Below are 18514 nucleotides of genomic sequence, written 5' to 3' on the forward strand. Positions count from 1 at the left end.
GCTCAGCTGCCGGTCTTCTTCTTCGGAGTCGACTTGGGCGCATCCTCGGCCTTCGACGACGCGTTCTTCTTCTCCTTCGACCGGGCGACGCTCGCGCGCAGCGCCTCCATCAGGTCGATGACTTCGCCGCCCTTCTCCTCTTCGTCCTCTGCGAAGGTCGCCGACACGTCGAAGCCCTCACCCGCCTCGATCTTCGCGTCGATGAGGGTGCGCAATTCCTTCTGGTACTCGTCGACGAACGCATCCGGATCGAAGTCCCCGGAGTAGCTCTCGACGAGGGATGCCGAAAGCTCGAGCTCCTTCTTCGAGATCTTCACGTCCTCATCCAGGGAAGGGAAGGCCGCCTCGCGCACCTCGTCGGCCCAGAGCAGGGTCTGCAGCACGAGGACATCGCGGCGCACCCGCAGCGCCGCCAGCCGCGTCTTCTGCCGCAGCGTGAACCGCACGATGGCGGTGCGGTCGGTCTGCTCCAGCGTCCGGCGCAGCAGCACGTACGCCTTCGGGGACTTCGAGTCCGGTTCGAGGTAGTACGCCTTGTCGAGGGTGAGCAGATCGACCTGCTCGGTCGGCACGAACTCGACCACGTCGATCTCGCGGCTCTTCTCGGCCGGGAGCGACGCCAGGTCCTCCTTGGTCAGCACGATGGTCTGCGCGTCGTCGACGTAGGCGCGATCGATGTCGGCATACGCCACGGTCTCACCGCAGACCTCGCACGTGCGCTGGTAGCGGATGCGTCCGCCGTCCTTCTCGTGCACTTGGTGCAGCGGAACGTCGTGATCCTCAGTCGCGGAATACACCTTCACCGGGACGTTCACGAGCCCGAACGTCAGTGCGCCCTTCCAGATGGTCCTCATGACACCAGTAGACACCAGTCACACCGGCCACGACCAGCCCCTTGACGAGCACCGTGCCCTAACCTGACGTCATGGCGAAGGACGGACAGGTCGTGCAGGTGGACGGCCGCCGCCTGCGCGTCACCAACCTCGACAAAGTCGTGTATCCGGAGACCGGCACGACCAAGAGCGAGATCATCGCCTACTACTCCGCGATCGCCCCGCTTCTGCTCCCCCAACTCGCCGGGCGGCCGGTGACGCGCAAGCGCTGGGTCGACGGCGTGGGCACGGCGGATGCTCCTGCCGACGCCTTCTTCACCAAGCAGCTCGAGCCCGGCGCTCCGGAGTGGATCCCGCGCATGCCGATCCAGCACTCGGACGGCCCGAAGGATTACCCGCTGGTCGATGACATCCCGACCCTGGTGTGGCTCGCCCAGGTCGCGGCGATCGAGCTCCACGTGCCGCAGTGGCGGTTCGACGCCGACGGCCTGCCCGGCAGGCCAGACCGGCTCGTGCTCGATCTCGATCCCGGACCGGGGGCCGACCTCGCCCAGTGCGCCGCGGTGGCGGGGATCGCCCGCGGCATCCTCTCCGCCATCGGACTCGCGCCCGTGCCCGTCACGAGCGGCAGCAAGGGCATCCACCTCTACGCGCCCCTGCCCGGCACGCAGACCAGCAGCGAGATCTCCGCCGTCGTGAAGGAACTCGCGCGCCTCATCGAGAACGACCACCCCGACCTCGCGACCAGCACGATGGCCAAGGCCGCGCGCGGCGGAAAGGTGTTCCTCGACTGGAGCCAGAACAACGGCAAGAAGACCACGATCTCCCCCTACTCGCTCCGCGGGCGCGCACGACCGTGGGTCGCCGCTCCGCGCACCTGGGAGGAGCTGGACTCGCCCGACCTCGGGCAGCTCGACCTCCATGAGGTGCTCGCGCGGATGGAGGAGGGCATCGATCCGCTGGCCGGACTCGGCCCTGACGGCGACGACGCCCTCGCGCCCTATCTCGCCAAGCGCGATGCCGCGAAGACGCCTGAGCCCATGCCGGAACGGATCTCGGCCGCGGGTGGCGGGATGACACGGCGCTTCGTGATCCAGGAGCACCATGCCCGCCGGCTGCATTACGACCTGCGCATCGAGGATCGCGGAGTCCTGGTCAGCTGGGCGGTTCCCAAGGGCGTGCCGGAGACCGCCGATCGCAACCACCTCGCGGTGATGACCGAACCCCACCCGATGGAGTACCTGACGTTCGCCGGCACCATCCCGGCGGGTGAGTACGGTGCCGGGGAGATGACGGTGTGGGACACCGGGACCGTCGAGCTCGAGAAGTGGCGCGACGACGAGGTCATCGGCACCTTCACCGGAAAGACCGGCGGCCCGCTGGGCGCCGCTCGACTCGCCCTGATCCGGACCGGAGGCGAGGGCGAGAAGTCGTCGTGGTTGCTGCACCGGATGAAGGACGAGCGCGCCTCGCACCGGCGGGGACGGCCACGGTCGGCGCGATCCACCGAGACGACGTCGACCGTCGTCGAGCACGCGGCGGCCACCGTGCGGCCGATGCTCGCCGAGCACGGCACTCCGCCCGCCGCGCGGCGGCTCAGCTCCCCCGGCTGGGCGGAGATCAAGTGGGATGGCATCCGCGCGATCGGGGTGTGGCGCGACGGGCGGATGACTCTGCAGGCACGATCGGGCACCGACATCACCGCCCGCTACCCCGAGCTCACCGCCGACGGAGCACCCGGTTTCCCGATCGGGGAGGCGATCGTCGACGGCGAGATCGTCGCCTTCGACTCCTCGGGGCGCCCGAGCTTCAGCCGGATGCAGAGCCGGATCCACCTGACCTCAGCCAGGGAGATCGAACGCGAGGTCGTGCGGAACCCCGTGATCTACCAGCTCTTCGACCTGCTGAGCCTGGACGGCCACGACCTCACCGGGCTTCCGCTCCGCGACCGCCGAGAGCTGCTGGAGGGCATCGCCCAGGATCTCGATGCGCCTGTGGTCGTGCCCCCGGTCTTCGACGACGTCGATGCGGCGCTGGAGACGAGCGCCGCGCTGGGCCTGGAGGGGATCGTCGTCAAGGACCCGGCATCCGCATACCGTCCGGGTCTGCGCTCGCCCGCCTGGCTCAAGCTCAAGCACACCCGCACACAGGAGGTGGTCATCGGCGGCATCCGGCCGGGAAAAGGAGATCGAGGGGGACGGATCGGGTCGCTGCTCCTCGGCGTCCCGGACGATGGGGAGCTTCGCTACGTCGGCCGCGTCGGGACCGGGTTCACGGACCGGATGCTGCGCGACCTCACCGCCCGGCTCGAACCGCTGCGCACCGACCGTTCGCATCTCGCGGGCGTCCCCAGGCCGGACGCCGCCGACGCCCTCTGGGTGCGGCCGGAGCTCGTGGCCGAAGTCGAGTTCGCGAACTGGACGCCGGACGGCATCCTCCGGCACGCCCGCTGGCGGGGTCTGCGCCCGGACAAGAGCCCGGATGAGATCGTCCGCGAGCCCTGAGGCGCAGGTCGATCAGGAGTGATGAGGCTCGCACTCGGAGTGCTCGGCCGGCTCGATCTGGAAGGTCGAGTGCTCGACGTCGAAATGGTCGGCGAGACAGGCCTGCAGATCGGCGAGCAGCCGGCCCGACCCGCCTCCGGCGAGGAGTGCCGGTGCGACGGTGACGTGGGCGCTGAACACCGGTGCGCCCCGGGTGAGCTGCCAGACGTGCACGTCGTGCACGCCGACGACACCCTGGTAGTCGAGCAGGTGCTGACGGATCTCGCTCACCGCCGTGCCCTTCGGCGCCGACTCGGCGAGCACCGAGAACACCTCACGCAGCAACGAGATCGCCCGCGGGATGATCATCGCCGCGATGAACAGCGAGGCGATCGCATCCGCCGGCATCCACCCCGTGACCATGATCACGATGGCGGCGACGATCACCGCGGCCGAGCCGATGAGGTCGCCCATCACCTCCAGATAGGCGCCGCGCACGTTGATGCTCGTCTTCTGCGCCCTGCTGAGCAACCACATCGAGATCGCGTTGGCGATCAGGCCGATCACGGCGACGATGAGCATCAGCGTGCCGGCGACCTCGACGTCGCTCGGATTCAGCAGCCGCCCGATGCCCTCGATCGCGACCCAGCCGGCGAGCAGGATCAGGATCACCGCGTTGATCAGCGCCCCGAACACCTCGGCTCGCTGATATCCGAAGGTGCGCCGGTCATCGGCAGGGCGTGCGGCCACCGCGCTCGCGATCAGCGCGATCACGAGCGCCGAAGCGTCGGTGAACATGTGCGCGGCGTCGGCCAGGAGCGCGAGCGAACCCGTGAGGACGGCGCCGACGATCTGAACCACCATCACGGTTCCGGTGAGGCTCAACGAGATCGCCAGCAGCCGTCGACTGCTCGCGGAACGGATCCCGGCTGGCGATGGCGCATGGTCGTGCATGTCCCCAGGCTAGACCGGCCTGATGCCCCGATCGGCCGGTTCCGGCTAGTCGGGAAGGGTAACGATTCTCACCTTCAGCGCCGCGCTCATGCGCGGACCCTGGTGTAGCTGAGCACCGCGCATCCATTGTCGAGGGTGCTGACATCTTCGAGCGCGAACTGCGTCGGGGCGAACCCGTGGCGGACCATGGGGATGCCGGAGCCGGCGATCACCGGATACTTCTTGACGATGAGACGGTCGATCTCGGCCAGGAGCGTCCCGGCCAGCTCGGCGCCACCGGCGAGGTGGATGCCCAGGCCCTCCTCCGCCTTGAGCTCGCGCACGCGAGCGGCCGGGTCGGTGCGCACGAGCTCGACATTCGCATCTTCCGGATCGTCCAGCGATCCGCTGAAGACGACCGTGCGCAGGTGCGCGTACGGGTCGGTGATGCCGTACTGCAGCGCGGGCTCGTAGGTCCGGCGCCCCATCAGGACGGTGTCGAACTGCGTGAGCGGTGCGTCGGCGATTCCCATCGATGCGCGTACATGGCTGGGCTGCACATCCGGCAGGCGCGCTCCGAGGAACGCTTCGAACCCGGGCGTCAACGGGTAGAAGTCGACTTCGTCGTCGGGGCCGGCGATGAAGCCGTCGAGCGTGACGCCGATGTAGTAGGTCAGTTCTCGCATGCGCACCAGATTAACCACTACATCTGAACCACGTCAAGCGTAGTGGTTAAAGAGTTGCCAACAAGGGGATCAGTTCCTCGAAGGCACGGGCCCGGTGGGACTGCGACTGCTTCTCCTCCGCCGTGAACTCGGCCACCGTGCGCGCAGCGCCGTCGGGCTGCGCATCCGGGATGAAGATCGGGTCGTACCCGAAGCCGCCGACGCCGGACGGGGCGTGCGCCAAGCGGCCCGGCCAGCGTCCGACGACGACGCGCTCCTCGCCCTCCGGAGCGACCAGGGCGATCGTGGAGACGAACTGCGCCGCGCGGTGCTCGTCGGCGATGTCGCGCAGCTGATCGAGCAGCAGTTCGAGATTCGCCCCCGCGTCCTTGCGCTGCCCCGCCCAGTATGCGGAGAACACGCCGGGAGAACCGCCCAGCACGTCGACGCAGATGCCGGAGTCGTCGGCGAGCGCCGGAAGACCCGTGTGCGCCGATGCGGCGCGAGCCTTGATCAGGGCGTTCGCCTCGAAGGTCACGCCGTCCTCGACCGGCTCGGGGCCGTCGTACCCGATGACCTCGAGATCGGGTCGCGTCCGCGCCACGATCTGCTGGAACTCGGCGACCTTGTGCGGGTTGTGGGTCGCGAGGACGACCTTCATCACTCGGCCCCTGAGCCCGTCGAAGGGCTCAGCGCGGAGATCTGGCGATCGCGCAGGTCGGCGCAGCCTGCGACTCCGAGATCGAGGAGCGCATCCAGCTCGCGCTTGTCGAAGGGCGCCCCCTCGGCGGTCCCCTGCACCTCGACGAAGAGCCCACGGCCGGTGACGACGATGTTCATGTCGGTCTCCGCCCTGACGTCCTCCACATATGCCAGATCGAGCATGGGCGCTCCGTCGATGATGCCGACGGAGACGGCGGCGACCGAATCGAGCAGCGGCTTCGCGTTCTTGCCGATGAACTTCTTGTCCCGGCCCCACTCGATGGCGTCGGCGAGCGCGACGTAGGCGCCGGTGATCGCCGCGGTGCGCGTGCCTCCGTCGGCCTGAAGCACGTCGCAGTCGATGACGATGGTGTTCTCGCCGAGCGCCTTGGTGTCGACGACGGCACGCAGAGCGCGCCCGATCAGGCGGGAGATCTCGTGGGTGCGCCCGCCGATGCGGCCCTTCACGCTCTCGCGATCGTTGCGGCTGTTCGTCGCGCGCGGCAGCATCGAGTACTCCGCCGTCACCCAGCCCTTGCCCTTTCCGGACAACCAGCGCGGGACGCCGTTCGTGAACGAGGCTGTGCAGAGCACCTTGGTGCCGCCGAAGCTGATCAGCGCCGACCCTTCGGCGTGCGCACTCCACCCGCGCTCGATCGTGATGTCGCGGAGCTGGTCGATGGAACGGCCGTCGGCGCGGACGATGTCAGTCATGGAGTTCCTTCAGGGTTGGGGTGGACGAGCGTGCTCGGTACGGATGCGGGGAGCGTGATGACGCCGGTCTGCACCAGCTGCACGTCGCGCACCTCGTGGCCCATCAGACGGTTGGCGAGTGCGGTGAACTCGGCGGCGGAGTCGCCGGTCGCCTCGTAGACGTAGCGCGCCGTCGCGTCCGGTGAGGCGAGCAGGTCGCCGCGCACGAGCTGGCGATACACGTCGCCGGCCGTTTCGTCGTCGCTGGAGACGAGGGTCACGCCCTCCCCCATCACGTAGCCGATGGCACCCCGCAGGAACGGGTAGTGAGTGCATCCGAGCACGAGGGTGTCGACGCCGGCCTCGCGCAGCGGCGCGAGGTACTCCTCGGCCGTCGCGAGCACCTCGGCGGTGCCGGTCACGCCCGCTTCGACGAACTCGACGAACCGCGGGCACGCGGCGGTGAACACCTCGAGGGTCTCATTCACCTCGAGCATGTCCTGGTAGGCACGGGAGCCGATGGTGCCGACGGTGCCGATCACGCCCACCCGGCCGTTGCGGGTGGTGGACACGGCCCGTCGCACTGCGGGGCCGATGACCTCGACCACAGGCACGTCGTATCGCTCGCGCGCATCGCGCAGCATCGCGGCGGATGCGGTGTTGCAGGCGATCACGAGCATCTTCACGCCCTGATCGACGAGGGTGTCGAGCACGTCGAGGGAATAGCGCCGGACGTCGGCGATCGGCTTCGGGCCGTAGGGCGAGTGGGCCGTGTCGCCGATGTAGACGAACGATTCGCGGGGCAACTGGGCGTGGATCGCGCGAGCCACCGTGAGCCCGCCGACACCGGAGTCGAAGATTCCGATCGGCGCGTCGTTCATGACTCACCAGCCTACCCTTCGACCGGGTCGGGGACCGCCCGCCTGCGCGGCGCGGGCATCTCCCCGCTCACTAAGCTGAGCGGATGACCACGTCGACGGCGCTGCTCACCGACCGCTACGAACTCACCATGCTCGCCGCCGCTCTGCGCGACGGCACCGCATCGCGCCCCTGCGTGTTCGAGTTGTTCTCCCGCCGGCTGTCCGGCGGTCGCCGGTTCGGCGTGCTGGCCGGTACCGGGCGCCTGCTCTCGCTGCTGCGCGACTTCCGTTTCGGCGACGACGAACTGCGCTACCTCCGTGACGCCCATGTGGTGGATGCGGAAACTCTGCGCCATCTCGAGGATTACCGGTTCACCGGGTCGATCAGCGGCTACCGCGAGGGCGAGCTGTACTTCCCCGGCTCTCCCGTCCTCACCGTCGAGGGCAGCTTCGCCGACGCCGTCGTGCTCGAGACGCTGGCGCTCAGCGTGCTCAATCACGACTCGGCCGTCGCCACCGCCGCGTCCCGGATGAGCATCGCCGCCGGAGAGCGTCCGCTGGCCGAGATGGGCTCGCGCCGCGCCGCCGAGGAGTCCGCGGTCGCAGCAGCCCGGGCGGCTTACATCGCCGGCTTCGGATCGACGAGCAACCTCGAAGCGGGCCGCCGCTGGGGCATCCCGACCATGGGCACGGCCGCGCACTCCTGGACGCTGCTGCACGACACGGAGCAGGAGGCGTTCCGCTCCCAGATCGCGAGCCTCGGCGCGGACACCACCCTGCTCGTGGATACCTACGACATCCGCACCGGGGTGGAGACAGCGATCCGCGTCGCGGGTACGGGACTCGGCGGCGTTCGCATCGACTCCGGTGATCTCCCGATCGTCGCCGGCGAGGTGCGGGATCTGCTGGATCAGCTCGGCGCGGTGCACACGCGCATCACGGTGACAAGCGATCTCGACGAATACGCGATCGCCGCCCTCGCGGCGTCGCCCGTGGATGCCTACGGGGTGGGCACCTCGGTGGTCACCGGATCCGGCTATCCCACGGCGGGGATGGTCTACAAGCTCGTGGCGCGGCAGGACGGCACAGGATCCTGGATCGGCGTCGCGAAGGCGTCGACCGACAAGGGCTCCCGTGGTGGCCGCAAGGCGGCGTTCCGCACGCTCGCCGACGGCGTGGCGGTCGCAGAGACCGTCGCCGTGTCCGACGGCTTCGAAGAGCTCGACCTCGCGTCCGAGCACCCCGACGGCCGCGCCCTTCAGGTCCCGCTGGTCGTCGCCGGCGAGATCGACACCACGTACGAAGGCGCGGCGGGAACAGCATCCGCTCGAGCGCACCATCTGCGCGTGCGCGAGGAGCTTCCGGTCCGGGCCCTCGCGCTCAGCAAGTCCGACCCGGCGATCCCGACGACATTCGTCGAGGCCATCTGAAGGATGACGTGAGCTGAATTCAGCCCATCATCGATTCGTAGATCTCCTTGCACGTGGGGCAGATCGGGAACTTCTCCGGGTCACGACCCGGTGTCCACTTCTTGCCGCACAGAGCGCGCACCGGCTTGCCGGAGAGCGCCGACTCGAGGATCTTGTCCTTCTTCACGTAATGCGAGAAACGCTCATGGTCGCCCGGCTCGAGACCCTCCTCGCGGAGGAGCTCTTCCAGTTCGCGATCAAGCGTTGCCACGCCGCCCTGATCGGGGCTGTCCAGCGGAGTACTCATCCCGTGAGTCTAGCCGCGTTGCGGCCACCACGGGCGGTGACTCATGCCGTCTCGACGAACTCCATCAGGCGGGTCCCGCTGCGCTCGAAGATGCGGCCGCCGACCGCCACTCCGATGACCAGGATGCCGACGCCCGTCGCGATTCCGACCCAGAGTGCGGCGGGCCCGTACTGGTCGCCCTCGACGATCGTCCGCGTGAAAAGCCAGATCGTGGGGACGCTGACGATGATCGCCCCGACGAACGCGGCGGCGGGGCCGTACGTCCCTCGTGAGCTGGGCCGCTGCGGCTGCTGGAACGGACTGTCCCCCGGTCGTGAGACGGCGTAGGGCGCCACCACCGACACCACGCTCGATACGCCGAGCGCCGACAGCAGCAGGCTCGCAGCCACCCCCGTGAGCGGCAGCAGCAGTCGCCAGTCGCCCGTCAGCAGGAGTGTGAGCGGCACCGCGACGGCGAGCGCCGGCACGGCGACGAGAACGATCGGCACCAGCCGGCCCAGGCGATCGGGGATGCCGCGAACACCGCTCGCGACGTGCGTCCACAGTGCGGTGGAGTCGTAGGCGACGTCGTTGTGCGGCAACCACCCGAAGAACAGCGCCATCACCGGAACAGGCACGAGGGCGGCGATCTCGAGCGGCACTCCGGCGACCAGCAGCGGCAGCACCGTGAGGGCCCCGGCGACCGGCACCACGATGATGTTCATGATGTACCGGCGGTCGCGCAGCCAGTACACGAGACTCCGCGCGGCGATCGCTCCGAAGGCGTTCGAGGGCAGCAGACCGAACCAGCCGAGTCCGGTGCGCTCCCGCGCCGCCACCGGACGTTCGGTGGTCGTCAGCAGTCGCCGCACCAGCCAGGCCCACACGCCGAGGAGCAGCACCGCCGTGACGACGGCAATGGTCCCGCTGATCCAGGCGCCGGTGACGTCGTCCGTCGCGACGTCGAAGAGGAAGCCGAACGGAGCTGCGAGCGGCGTGACCCCGAGGGTGTTGGTGACGGCTGCGACCGGCCCGGGCACGCGGCCATCCCACTTGAGCGAGGCGAGGAAGACGGCGACAGGGAACGCGACGACCACGATGACCAGGGCGAACAGAGCGGTCAGCTCACGGGAGCGGCGCTCCGGCAGCAGCAGCGCGTTGACCGCCATGCCGATGCGTGCGACCAGCAGCGTGCACATCAGAGCCAGGACGCTCATGAGCACCGCGAGCGGCCATGGCGTCCCCAGGCGGATCGCCACGATGCACACGCTGGTGTGGACGGCGAGCAGCGCGAGGCTCGGGATGCTGATGACGGAGGCGAGCACGAGGATCCAGGGCATCCGGCGCTCGTCCACACCGAAGACGGCGAACCGGCGCGGGTCGAGCTGATCGACTGCACCGGTGAGGATCGGCCCCACCAGGAAGCCCAGCAGCAGCGCCGCACCGCCCAGCATGATCACCGAGCGCGCCACGGGCGCGTTCGCGCCGGCGAGGCTGAGGACCGCGAAGCAGACCACCACGGTCACGGCGACGACGGCAGCGAACCCCGCCAGGCTGCGCAGCCGGCGCTCGCCACGCAACGACCCGACGAGCAGGGCGGCTCTCAGGCGGAGAACGTGTGCAACCACTCGAGTCCCTCCACCTCGCCGATTCCGCCGGACAGTTCGACGAAACGCGCCTCGAGGGTCTGTCCGGCGCGCACCTCGTCGATGGTGCCCTCGGCCAGCACTTCACCGCTGACGATGATCGCGACGCGGGAGCAGACCCGTTCGACGAGATCCATGCCGTGGCTGGAGAGGACGACCGTGCCGCCATGCGCGACGTATGCACGGAGGATGTCGAGGATCACCGCGGACGAGACCGGGTCGACCGCCTCGAACGGCTCGTCGAGCACCAGCACCCGCGGGGAGTGGATCAGGGCTCCGGCGAGCATGATCTTCTTCGTCATGCCGGCCGAATAGTCGGAGACGACGCGGCTGAGCGCGTCGGTGAGGTCGAAGGCCCTGGCCAGGTCGCCGGCGCGCTTCTCGATGACGTCGGACGAGAGCCCGCGCAGCAGGCCGTAGTAGTACAGCAGCTGCTTTCCGGTGAGACGATCGAAGGTGCGCAGCCGGTCGGGCAGCACGCCCAGCATCTTCTTGGCCGCGAGCGGCTTGGCCGTCTGATCGATGCCGCAGATGACGATGCTGCCCTCGTCGGCGCGGAGCAGGCCGGCGACGATCGACAGGGTCGTCGTCTTCCCGGCTCCGTTCGGGCCGACGATGCCGTAGAACGAGCCGGCCGGGACGGTGAGGTCGATGCCGTTGACGGCTCGGCTGTCGCCGAAGTTCTTCACAAGACCGCGGATGCGGATGGCTTCCGTGGCGCCGGAGGCCGGCGGTACGCCGACCCGGCCGGATGCGGATGACGGATCTTCACGATCGGTCATCGCCGCGTCGACCGGAACGTCGGTCGTCTCAGCGGAAGCTGCAGGCGCAGCCTCGGCCGGAAGCGCATCGGCGGCCGACTCGTCGGCGGGGACGACCGTGGCGGGGTCTTCGGCCAGCGGCTCCACGACCTGCTCAGCGGCGGGTGGCTCGACGGCGGGCGGCTCGACGGCGGGCGGGACTTCCGCGACCACATCTTCCGAGTCGGGATCTGCCACCGCGACTTCTTCCGCAGCCGGTTCATCCCGGAACAGCTCGTCGATCGATGTCTCGACGACCGTCGGCTCTTCGCCGCCGAATTCCTCGGCCGGCGGATTCTCCACGTTCGCGACGTCGCGCGCTGCCGTCTCCGCAGCAGCCTTCTCCGCAGCCGCCGCTTCCGCAGCCGCCGCTTCCGCAGCAGCCTTCTCCGCAGCAGCCTTCTCCGCAGCAGCGGTCTTCGCTGCGGCGGCCTTCGCCGCGGCCGCCTTCGCCGCCGTGGTCTTCGCAGAAGCAGATCGTGCTGCGGTGGTCTTCGCCGCCGTCTTCGCCGCCGCCGATCGCTGCGCGGCCGTGCGCACCGCCGTCGCCTTCGCGGCGCTGGTCTTGGCGGCTGCGGCCTTCGCCGACTTCGCCGCAGCGCCACGAGCTGTGGCCGTCTTCGCCACAGCGTTCGCCGCGACGGCGCCTGCGTCCGCCGGCGACAGTTTCATGACCGGCTCGGCGACGATCTCGACGGTGGCCGCTGCCTTCTCGGCAGCCGATCTCACCGGGGTGCGCCCGGCGACCGGCTTGGCCGGGGTGCGCTTGGCGGGTGCCTTCGCCGTACTCGGCCGCTTCGCCGGCGGCTTCTTTGCAGCAGGCGCGGCGTCGGTCACCTTCTCGGTGCGGTCGTCCGGGGAAGCAGTCACCGTCCTAAGGTATCAACGGGTGCCCGCTCCCCATGTCCACCGTGCAACAATTCAGTCGATGGACGGCGGGAATCTGTGCCGCTCTCGAGCCTGAGTGTTCAGTGTGTACTCGATCACGAAATGGCAACGGGTGCCTCCAGCCCCGGGGCTTCCCAGGCTCGCTCGCTACCATGAAATCCGGCACGAAGAAGTGTCTGGCCGATGAACCGGCCGTGAACACACCTTCCTTTAGGAGCACTCGTGACTCTTCAGACCGTCATCCTCGCCGCAGGCATGGGCTCTCGCCTCGGGCGCGCCCTGCCCAAGCCGCTCACCGAACTGAGCGACGGCCGCACGATCATGGGCCAGCAGCATGACAACATCCGCGCCGCGTTCGGCACCGATGCGCGCATCACCGCCGTGGTCGGCTACCGGGCCGAGACCATCATCGAGGCGTTCCCGAACGTCAACTACGTGCACAACGAGCGCTACGACGAGACCAACACCTCGAAGAGCCTGCTGCGTGCACTCGCCGCGACCGGCAAGAGCGGCGTGCTCTGGATGAACGGCGACGTGGTCTTCGACCCGATGATCCTCGGCCGCGCGGTCGACTACATCGAGCGCGAGCAGTCGTTCGTCACCGTCAACACCGCCAAGGTCAGCGACGAAGAGGTGAAGTACACCGTCACGGCGGAGGGCTTCATCAACGAGCTGTCCAAGACCGTCAAGGGCGGCCTCGGCGAGGCCGTCGGCATCAACTACATCTCGGCGGCGAACAAGAAGGCGTTCATGCGCCAGCTGCAGCGCGTCGAGGACCAGGACTACTTCGAGCGCGGCCTCGAACTCGCCATCGCCGAGGACGGCCTGCTGCTCGAGCCGATGGATGTCTCCGACCTGTACGCGGTCGAGGTCGACTTCGCCGAGGATCTCGAGCGGGCGAACCTCTTCGTCTGACCCTTCCGGTCCCGCGGCTGCGCCGCGTGGCTCATCACGCCGGGAGCCGCATCCTTTCCAGGATGCGGCTCCCGGCGTTTTCGCGGCATCTCTTCCTAGGATCGGAACATGGCGCGCAAGGTGCAGAAGATCCACTCCCTCCCCGACGACGCTGCATGGGACAAGGGCGTACCACCCGTGGGCTCGTCCGAGCATCCGTTCATGGTGCGCGGGCTCGACCGGGTGCTGTCGATCCAGCGCCCCCTAGTGCTGGCGCACATCCGCAGCATCCGTCTGCGCAACCCCGGTGCGACCCCCACTGAGATCGTGCGGATCCTGGAGCGCCGCTACCTCGCCGCCGTGACCACGGGCGGCGCAGCCGTCGGCGCGACGGCTGTCGTCCCGGGAATCGGAACGGGTGTCACCCTGGCACTGTCCGGGGTGGAGACGGTCGGGTTCGTGGAGTCGACGGCACTGTTCGCGCAGTCGGTCGCCGAGGTGCACGGAATCGCGCTCGACAATCCGGACCGCGCTCGAGCGCTGGTGATGACGCTGATGCTCGGCAAGGAGGGGGTCGATCTGGTCGGCCAGCTCACCCGTCAGGTCGCCGGGAAGGGTGCAGGACGCTCCGCTTACTGGGGCGAACTCGTGACCAAGTCGCTTCCTCGCGCGGCCGTGGGTCCGCTGGTGGACCGGCTGAAGACCATGTTCATCCATCAGTTCGCGACGCGTGGCGGCGCCTCGTTCATCGGCAAGGCATTGCCGTTCGGCGTGGGAGCGGTGATCGGCGGGGCGGGCAACAACATCCTCGGGCGCCGGGTGCTCACCACCTCTCGACGCGCATTCGGGGTGGCCCCTGCGACCCTCCCGCTCGAACTCGAACCGGTCGCAGGAACCCAGAAGCTGGAACTGCGGATGCTGCGCGGTGCCCGCTTCGCCGGGAACGCCGTCGCAGGCGCGGCGGGGACCGCGGTGCGTGGCGTCGGATGGGCCAGCCGGAAGGTGGGCGAGCTCACCGTCCATCGTGGTCGTGGTTCGCACCCGGACGAGCACGGCGAGGGGATGGACGCCGTCGAGCCCGGTGGCCACGACCTGTCAGCCCTGGATCGGCGGGCGGACCCTGCCGGGAGCGATGACTCCTCCTCCACCGGGCGGGTGTGACGATCGATTCTCCCCGGGGCACGGGGTGAGAGTGCGTGACCGCCCGAACAGCGTCGGTCGCCGCCCCTACCGTGACCGGCATGTTGCGACCTGTCGATCCGTCTGCCAGCCCACCTCCGTCCGCCTACCGCGTGCCGTGGCGCGTCCTCCGCGACGATGCCGCGCACCCGATCGTGATCAACAACGGTGCCGAATCCGCTGATTTCGTGCGGGTGTTCCGCGACGACGACACCGGGCTCGATCGCACGCAGCTGTGGGGTCAGGTGCTGCCCACAGAGCGGATCGAGCTGTGTCTGTGCGCCAGTGACCTCGACGAGGTCGTGGTGACACTCGCCTGGTTCCGACAGAACGACGGGCTCGAGTACGTGTGGCGCTTCGTGGTGTGAGGCAGCGGATCAGTCGGGACCGCGTCGCCGCAGTTCCCGACGGAAATCGGCCTCCGAATAGGGCTTGATGTCCTCTGGCAGGTCGGTCGCGGTGAGTCCCTTCACGAACGACTCCGGCTTCACATCCAGGGCCGTTGCCAGCTGGATGAGCAGGAAGAGCGTCGGGTTTCCGCGCCCCGCCTCGATCCGGGAGAGGTGCCGCACATCGATCTGCGCACGTTCGGCGAGCTTCGTCCGGCTCATGGACGCTTTGCTGCGGAGCTCTCTGACCATTCGCCCGACGCGCTCGGATGCGTTCGATCGGGGAGGTTCCATCCGTCCAGCATCCGTGCCATGGGCCTGAGCATGCACGACTCGAAAGCCAGGGCTTTTACGCCGCGGCTTTCATGCTCCAACTCGTCTCCGGGAGGAGTTCCGCTGCGGTATCCGCACGGCAATATCGCCAAAGGATCGCTCGCCCCGTTGTGGCGAGCATCCAACGCCACCGCCCGCCCCGCCGCTAGTGTGGAATCCGTGACGGACAAGCCCGACCTCTTTACCACCGCCGGCAAGATCGCGGATCTCCGCGCTCGCTACACCGAGGCCGTCGTCGACGCCGAGGAGAAGGCGAAGGCGAAGCAGCACGCCAAGGGCAAGATGACCGCCCGCGAGCGCATCGACCTCCTCGTCGACCCCGGCAGCTTCGTCGAGTTCGATGAGTACGTGCGCCACCGCACGACGGCGTTCGGCATGGACCGCTCCCGCCCCTACGGCGATTCCGTCGTGACCGGCGTCGGCACCATCCACGGCCGCACCGTCGCGGTGTACTCGCAGGACTTCTCCACCTTCGGCGGCTCGCTCGGCGAGGTCGCCGGCGAGAAGATCATCAAGATCATGGAGTTGGCGCTCGCAGGGGGCATGCCGTGCATCGGCATCCTCGACTCCGGCGGCGCGCGCATCCAGGAGGGCGTCGTCGCCCTCGGCAAGTACGGCGAGATCTTCCGCCTGAACACCCGCGCGTCCGGCGTCATCCCGCAGATCTCGATCATTATGGGACCGGCAGCCGGCGGCGCGGTGTACTCCCCCGCGCTCACCGACTTCGTCATCATGGTCGACAAGACCAGCCAGATGTTCGTCACCGGACCGGACGTCATCAAGACCGTCACCGGTGAGGATGTCGGGATGGAGGAGCTCGGCGGTGCGTACACGCACAACACCCGTTCCGGCGTCGCACACTACCTCGCCGAAGACGAGGACGACGCGATCGACTACGCCCGTACGCTGCTCAGCTTCCTCCCGGACAACAACATGGCGGAGCTGCCCACCTACGAGTCGCACTTCGAGTTCGAGACGACGGATGCCGATCGCACCCTGAACACGCTCATCCCGGATTCCCCCAACCAGCCGTACGACATCAAGACGGTGATCTCCCGGGTGGTCGACGACGGCGACTTCATCGAGGTGCAGCCGCTCTTCGCCCCGAACATCGTGATCGGCTTCGGCCGGGTCGAGGGCCGCTCGGTCGGAATCATCGCCAACCAGCCCTCGCAGATGGCCGGGACCCTGAACATTCAGGCAGGCGAGAAGGCCAGCCGCTTCGTCCGCTTCTGCGACGCGTTCTCGATTCCGATCGTCACGCTGGTCGACGTGCCCGGCTACCTGCCCGGCACCGACCAGGAATGGGAAGGCGTCATCCGCCGAGGCGCGAAGCTGCTCTACGCCTATGCCGAGGCCACCGTGCCGCTGGTCACCGTCATCCTCCGCAAGGCCTATGGCGGCGCTTACATCGTGATGGGCTCCAAGCAGCTGGGCGCCGATGTGAATCTGGCCTGGCCGACCGCGGAGATCGCGGTGATGGGCGGCCAAGGCGCCGTCAACATCCTCTATCGCGGTGAGATCAAGAAGGCCGAGGAGGCCGGTGAGGATGTCGCGGCCGTGCGCACCCGCCTCGCCAACGAGTACACGTACGACGTGGCATCGCCGTTCCTCGCTGCCGAACGCGGAGAGCTCGACGGGATCATCGAGCCGGCCAACACCCGTGTCTCGATCGCCAAGGCGCTCCGCGCCCTCCGCGGCAAGCGCGCCGAACTGCCGCCGAAGAAGCACGGGAACATCCCGCTGTGATCGCGCAGCCCCCGTCGCCCACACCGTCCGGCGAGCAGCCGCCGTCGGTCGAGATCACTCGCGGCAGTGCGACGGAAGAGGAGCTCGCCGCCCTCATCGCGGTGATCAGCGACGCCTATGCCGGCGAAGCCGCGGATGCCGTGGCCGAGGAGCCGCACGTCTCCGCATGGAGCCGCACCCAGCGCTCGCTGCGCACGCCACTGAGACGAGACATCCCGTGGGGACGCTACGCGGGCTGAGCGGATGACTGAGGCGTGATCCGTGAGCCCCCAGCTCACGGACCACAGACCGCCGTCACACCAGTCCGGGCGACAGCTCAGGAGCCCCAGACTCCTGCCGGCCGTCGACCCCCATCGACGCCGGCTCTCCCTCCAGAGACGCTACAGAATAATACATCGATTAGACATAACGCTGCAAGGAATTCGTCGAGCATCGCGGCCCCCGGGGGCACTGCTCCGCCCGGGTCACGCCTCCAGCAGAAGGTGTGACGCCCGGGGCGTGAGAACGGAGTCCAGCACCACGCACGCCGCGCCCACGGCGCCGACGTCGTCGCCCACGACGGTTCCCGCGATCGGCAGAGACCGGATGGCGCGTGTCGCGCTGCGCTGCTCCAGCTGCTCCGGGAGCTCGCGCAGGTACAGATCCGACAACCGCGACCAGAAAGGTCCGCCCAGCACCACCCGATCGACGTCGAGCACGTTCGTCAGCGCGGCGATGAGGACCGCCAGCCGCTTGGCCGCCTCGCGCAGCACGTGGAGAGCGACCTCGTCGCCGGCGGCGGCCCGCTCGCACAGCTGCGTGAACCGTTCGTCGACAGAGTCCGCGTCGGTCCCCTCACTATCCCCCAGGAAGACGCCGGCTCGTTCTGCCTGTTCGACGATCGCCTGAGGAGTGCAGACCACCTCGACGCATCCGCGTGCACCGCAGGAGCACGACGGTCCCTCCGTGTCGACGACGATGTGGCCGACCTCGCCGAAGTTCCGGGAGCTCCCGCCCACCACCTCACCGTCTCGCGCGAGTGCGGCGCCGATACCGGTGCCCAGATAGACGAAGACGAAGGAGTCGTCCGCCGGTCCGCGTCCCGTCCACAGCTCTCCGACCACTGCGGCGGTGGTGTCCTTCTCCAGAGTGACTGGGAGCCCTGTCGCCTCCTCGAGGACGCCGCGCAGCGGAACACGATGCCAGCCCTGCAGCTTCGGAGGATCGATCACCGTGCCCTTCTCCGCATCCAGCGGTCCCGGGGCGGCGACGCCGACGCCGGCCACCAGCCCGCGATCGATCCCTGCGGCCTGGATAAGTTCGTCGATCGTGCGCGCCATCACGTCGACGATGGCACGCGGGTCCTTGTCCGGGGTGCGCTTCGTCACCCGCTCGACGACGCGGCCCGTGAGATCCAGCAGAACGAAGGTCATCACGGCGGGGTCGAGGTGCACACCCACGGAGAAGTGGCTTCCCGCGTTCAGGCGGAGAGTGATCCTGGGCTTACCGGGGCCGTTGATGATCCGGCCGGCCTCCGCGATGAGCCCGTCTTCGATCAAGCGTCGCGTGATGTTGGTGACCGTCTGCGCCGAGAGCCCTGTCGCTTCCGCGAGCTCGATCCTGCTGAGGCCCTCGCCGGAGAGGCGGATCGCTTCGAGGATGACCGATTGGTTGAAGTCGCCCATCCTCGGGAGATTCGTGCCTCGTCGCGTGCTCATCGTCCAATCTTCCCCCATCGCACGCCGATCCGTGGCCCCGAGCGGGCACCGGCGATTTGTCCCCCGAAATACCTA

At 68.6% G+C, this 18514-nt stretch carries 18 protein-coding genes; 7 read left to right on the forward strand and 11 right to left on the reverse strand.

From position 1 onward, the window contains the following. Nucleotides 1–2: 2 nt before the first annotated feature. Nucleotides 3–854 carry a Ku protein gene (locus CUR96_RS09840; RefSeq protein ID WP_102193136.1) on the reverse strand — a complete coding sequence of 284 codons (852 nt, stop codon included), beginning with the start codon at nucleotides 852–854 and terminating at the stop codon, nucleotides 3–5. A 71-nt stretch (nucleotides 855–925) separates the two neighbouring features. Here CUR96_RS09840 and CUR96_RS09845 point away from each other — a divergent pair, with 71 nt between their 5' ends. Continuing rightward, nucleotides 926–3337 (forward strand): ATP-dependent DNA ligase, encoded by a 2412-nt coding sequence (locus tag CUR96_RS09845; protein WP_102193137.1) that lies wholly within the window; start codon nucleotides 926–928, stop codon nucleotides 3335–3337. Between the two features lie 12 nt (nucleotides 3338–3349). On the opposite strand, the gene CUR96_RS09850 is transcribed toward CUR96_RS09845, so the two are convergent. From CUR96_RS09850 to murI, 5 genes are all read right to left on the reverse strand, one after another. Next, on the reverse strand, nucleotides 3350–4270 hold the full coding sequence (locus CUR96_RS09850) for a cation diffusion facilitator family transporter (RefSeq protein ID WP_102193138.1): 921 nt from the start codon (nucleotides 4268–4270) through the stop codon (nucleotides 3350–3352). A gap of 86 nt (nucleotides 4271–4356) precedes the next feature. Then, complete coding sequence (locus CUR96_RS09855) at nucleotides 4357–4935, reverse strand: dihydrofolate reductase family protein (protein WP_102193139.1); 579 nt, start codon at nucleotides 4933–4935, stop codon at nucleotides 4357–4359. 46 nt (nucleotides 4936–4981) lie between these two features. After that, on the reverse strand, nucleotides 4982–5575 hold the full coding sequence (gene rdgB / locus CUR96_RS09860) for an RdgB/HAM1 family non-canonical purine NTP pyrophosphatase (RefSeq protein ID WP_102193140.1): 594 nt from the start codon (nucleotides 5573–5575) through the stop codon (nucleotides 4982–4984). Continuing rightward, nucleotides 5575–6330 (reverse strand): ribonuclease PH, encoded by a 756-nt coding sequence (rph, locus tag CUR96_RS09865; RefSeq protein WP_102193141.1) that lies wholly within the window; start codon nucleotides 6328–6330, stop codon nucleotides 5575–5577. The genes rdgB and rph overlap by 1 nt, the downstream gene beginning before the upstream one ends. Continuing rightward, a complete protein-coding gene (gene murI / locus CUR96_RS09870) occupies nucleotides 6327–7190 on the reverse strand; it encodes a glutamate racemase (RefSeq protein ID WP_102193142.1) in 864 nt (287 codons plus the stop codon). The genes rph and murI overlap by 4 nt, the downstream gene beginning before the upstream one ends. 83 nt (nucleotides 7191–7273) lie before the next feature. Here murI and CUR96_RS09875 point away from each other — a divergent pair, with 83 nt between their 5' ends. Next, nucleotides 7274–8599 carry a nicotinate phosphoribosyltransferase gene (locus CUR96_RS09875; RefSeq protein WP_102193143.1) on the forward strand — a complete coding sequence of 442 codons (1326 nt, stop codon included), beginning with the start codon at nucleotides 7274–7276 and terminating at the stop codon, nucleotides 8597–8599. A 19-nt stretch (nucleotides 8600–8618) separates the two neighbouring features. Here the strand turns inward: CUR96_RS09875 and CUR96_RS09880 are convergent, their stop codons facing one another. Genes CUR96_RS09880 through CUR96_RS18865 form a run of 3 tightly spaced genes read right to left on the reverse strand, consistent with a single transcriptional unit; the run spans nucleotide 8619 to nucleotide 12180 of the window. Further along, entirely contained in the window at nucleotides 8619–8885 is a 267-nt protein-coding gene (locus tag CUR96_RS09880) for a DUF3039 domain-containing protein (RefSeq protein ID WP_102193144.1), read from the reverse strand. Between the two features lie 41 nt (nucleotides 8886–8926). Further along, nucleotides 8927–10492 carry a hypothetical protein gene (locus CUR96_RS09885; RefSeq protein WP_102193145.1) on the reverse strand — a complete coding sequence of 522 codons (1566 nt, stop codon included), beginning with the start codon at nucleotides 10490–10492 and terminating at the stop codon, nucleotides 8927–8929. Then, nucleotides 10468–12180 carry an ABC transporter ATP-binding protein gene (locus CUR96_RS18865; RefSeq protein ID WP_348639573.1) on the reverse strand — a complete coding sequence of 571 codons (1713 nt, stop codon included), beginning with the start codon at nucleotides 12178–12180 and terminating at the stop codon, nucleotides 10468–10470. The genes CUR96_RS09885 and CUR96_RS18865 overlap by 25 nt, the downstream gene beginning before the upstream one ends. Before the next feature lie 240 nt (nucleotides 12181–12420). Between CUR96_RS18865 and CUR96_RS09895 the strand changes: the two genes are divergently transcribed. The 3 genes from CUR96_RS09895 (at nucleotide 12421) to CUR96_RS09905 (ending at nucleotide 14639) form a co-directional block, all read left to right on the forward strand. Beyond that, the gene (locus tag CUR96_RS09895) at nucleotides 12421–13113 is read left to right on the forward strand and encodes an NTP transferase domain-containing protein (RefSeq protein WP_102193146.1); all 693 of its coding nucleotides are present in this window, start codon (nucleotides 12421–12423) and stop codon (nucleotides 13111–13113) included. Nucleotides 13114–13221: 108 nt separating this feature from the next. Then, the gene (locus tag CUR96_RS09900; protein ID WP_245861172.1) at nucleotides 13222–14253 is read left to right on the forward strand and encodes a hypothetical protein; all 1032 of its coding nucleotides are present in this window, start codon (nucleotides 13222–13224) and stop codon (nucleotides 14251–14253) included. 80 nt (nucleotides 14254–14333) lie between these two features. Beyond that, on the forward strand, nucleotides 14334–14639 hold the full coding sequence (locus tag CUR96_RS09905) for a hypothetical protein (protein ID WP_245861173.1): 306 nt from the start codon (nucleotides 14334–14336) through the stop codon (nucleotides 14637–14639). Between the two features lie 9 nt (nucleotides 14640–14648). On the opposite strand, the gene CUR96_RS09910 is transcribed toward CUR96_RS09905, so the two are convergent. After that, nucleotides 14649–14954 (reverse strand): helix-turn-helix domain-containing protein, encoded by a 306-nt coding sequence (locus CUR96_RS09910; protein ID WP_102193148.1) that lies wholly within the window; start codon nucleotides 14952–14954, stop codon nucleotides 14649–14651. A gap of 198 nt (nucleotides 14955–15152) precedes the next feature. Here CUR96_RS09910 and CUR96_RS09915 point away from each other — a divergent pair, with 198 nt between their 5' ends. Both CUR96_RS09915 and CUR96_RS09920 read left to right on the forward strand, forming a co-directional pair. Continuing rightward, nucleotides 15153–16742, forward strand: coding sequence for an acyl-CoA carboxylase subunit beta (locus CUR96_RS09915; protein ID WP_432612423.1), 1590 nt, complete (start codon nucleotides 15153–15155; stop codon nucleotides 16740–16742). Beyond that, nucleotides 16739–16981: an acyl-CoA carboxylase subunit epsilon gene (locus tag CUR96_RS09920; RefSeq protein WP_245861174.1), complete on the forward strand. Its 243-nt coding sequence runs from the start codon at nucleotides 16739–16741 to the stop codon at nucleotides 16979–16981. The genes CUR96_RS09915 and CUR96_RS09920 overlap by 4 nt, the downstream gene beginning before the upstream one ends. Nucleotides 16982–17206: 225 nt before the next feature. On the opposite strand, the gene CUR96_RS09925 is transcribed toward CUR96_RS09920, so the two are convergent. Next, a complete protein-coding gene (locus CUR96_RS09925; RefSeq protein ID WP_102193150.1) occupies nucleotides 17207–18406 on the reverse strand; it encodes an ROK family transcriptional regulator in 1200 nt (399 codons plus the stop codon). Nucleotides 18407–18514: the final 108 nt, after the last annotated feature.

This window comes from Microbacterium aurantiacum (assembly GCF_002872075.1).
GTDB lineage: Bacteria > Actinomycetota > Actinomycetes > Actinomycetales > Microbacteriaceae > Microbacterium > Microbacterium aurantiacum_A.

Coding starts and splice junctions, on each gene's coding strand:
- rph (WP_102193141.1), bottom strand. CDS start 6,330: ATGACTGACATCGTCCGCGCCGACGGCCGTTCCATCGACCAGCTCCGC.
- CUR96_RS09905 (WP_245861173.1), top strand. CDS start 14,334: ATGTTGCGACCTGTCGATCCGTCTGCCAGCCCACCTCCGTCCGCCTAC.
- rdgB (WP_102193140.1), bottom strand. CDS start 5,575: ATGAAGGTCGTCCTCGCGACCCACAACCCGCACAAGGTCGCCGAGTTC.
- CUR96_RS09840 (WP_102193136.1), bottom strand. CDS start 854: ATGAGGACCATCTGGAAGGGCGCACTGACGTTCGGGCTCGTGAACGTC.
- CUR96_RS09845 (WP_102193137.1), top strand. CDS start 926: ATGGCGAAGGACGGACAGGTCGTGCAGGTGGACGGCCGCCGCCTGCGC.
- CUR96_RS09880 (WP_102193144.1), bottom strand. CDS start 8,885: ATGAGTACTCCGCTGGACAGCCCCGATCAGGGCGGCGTGGCAACGCTT.
- CUR96_RS09910 (WP_102193148.1), bottom strand. CDS start 14,954: ATGGAACCTCCCCGATCGAACGCATCCGAGCGCGTCGGGCGAATGGTC.
- CUR96_RS09900 (WP_245861172.1), top strand. CDS start 13,222: ATGGCGCGCAAGGTGCAGAAGATCCACTCCCTCCCCGACGACGCTGCA.
- CUR96_RS09850 (WP_102193138.1), bottom strand. CDS start 4,270: ATGCACGACCATGCGCCATCGCCAGCCGGGATCCGTTCCGCGAGCAGT.
- CUR96_RS09875 (WP_102193143.1), top strand. CDS start 7,274: ATGACCACGTCGACGGCGCTGCTCACCGACCGCTACGAACTCACCATG.
- murI (WP_102193142.1), bottom strand. CDS start 7,190: ATGAACGACGCGCCGATCGGAATCTTCGACTCCGGTGTCGGCGGGCTC.
- CUR96_RS09855 (WP_102193139.1), bottom strand. CDS start 4,935: ATGCGAGAACTGACCTACTACATCGGCGTCACGCTCGACGGCTTCATC.
- CUR96_RS09925 (WP_102193150.1), bottom strand. CDS start 18,406: ATGGGCGACTTCAACCAATCGGTCATCCTCGAAGCGATCCGCCTCTCC.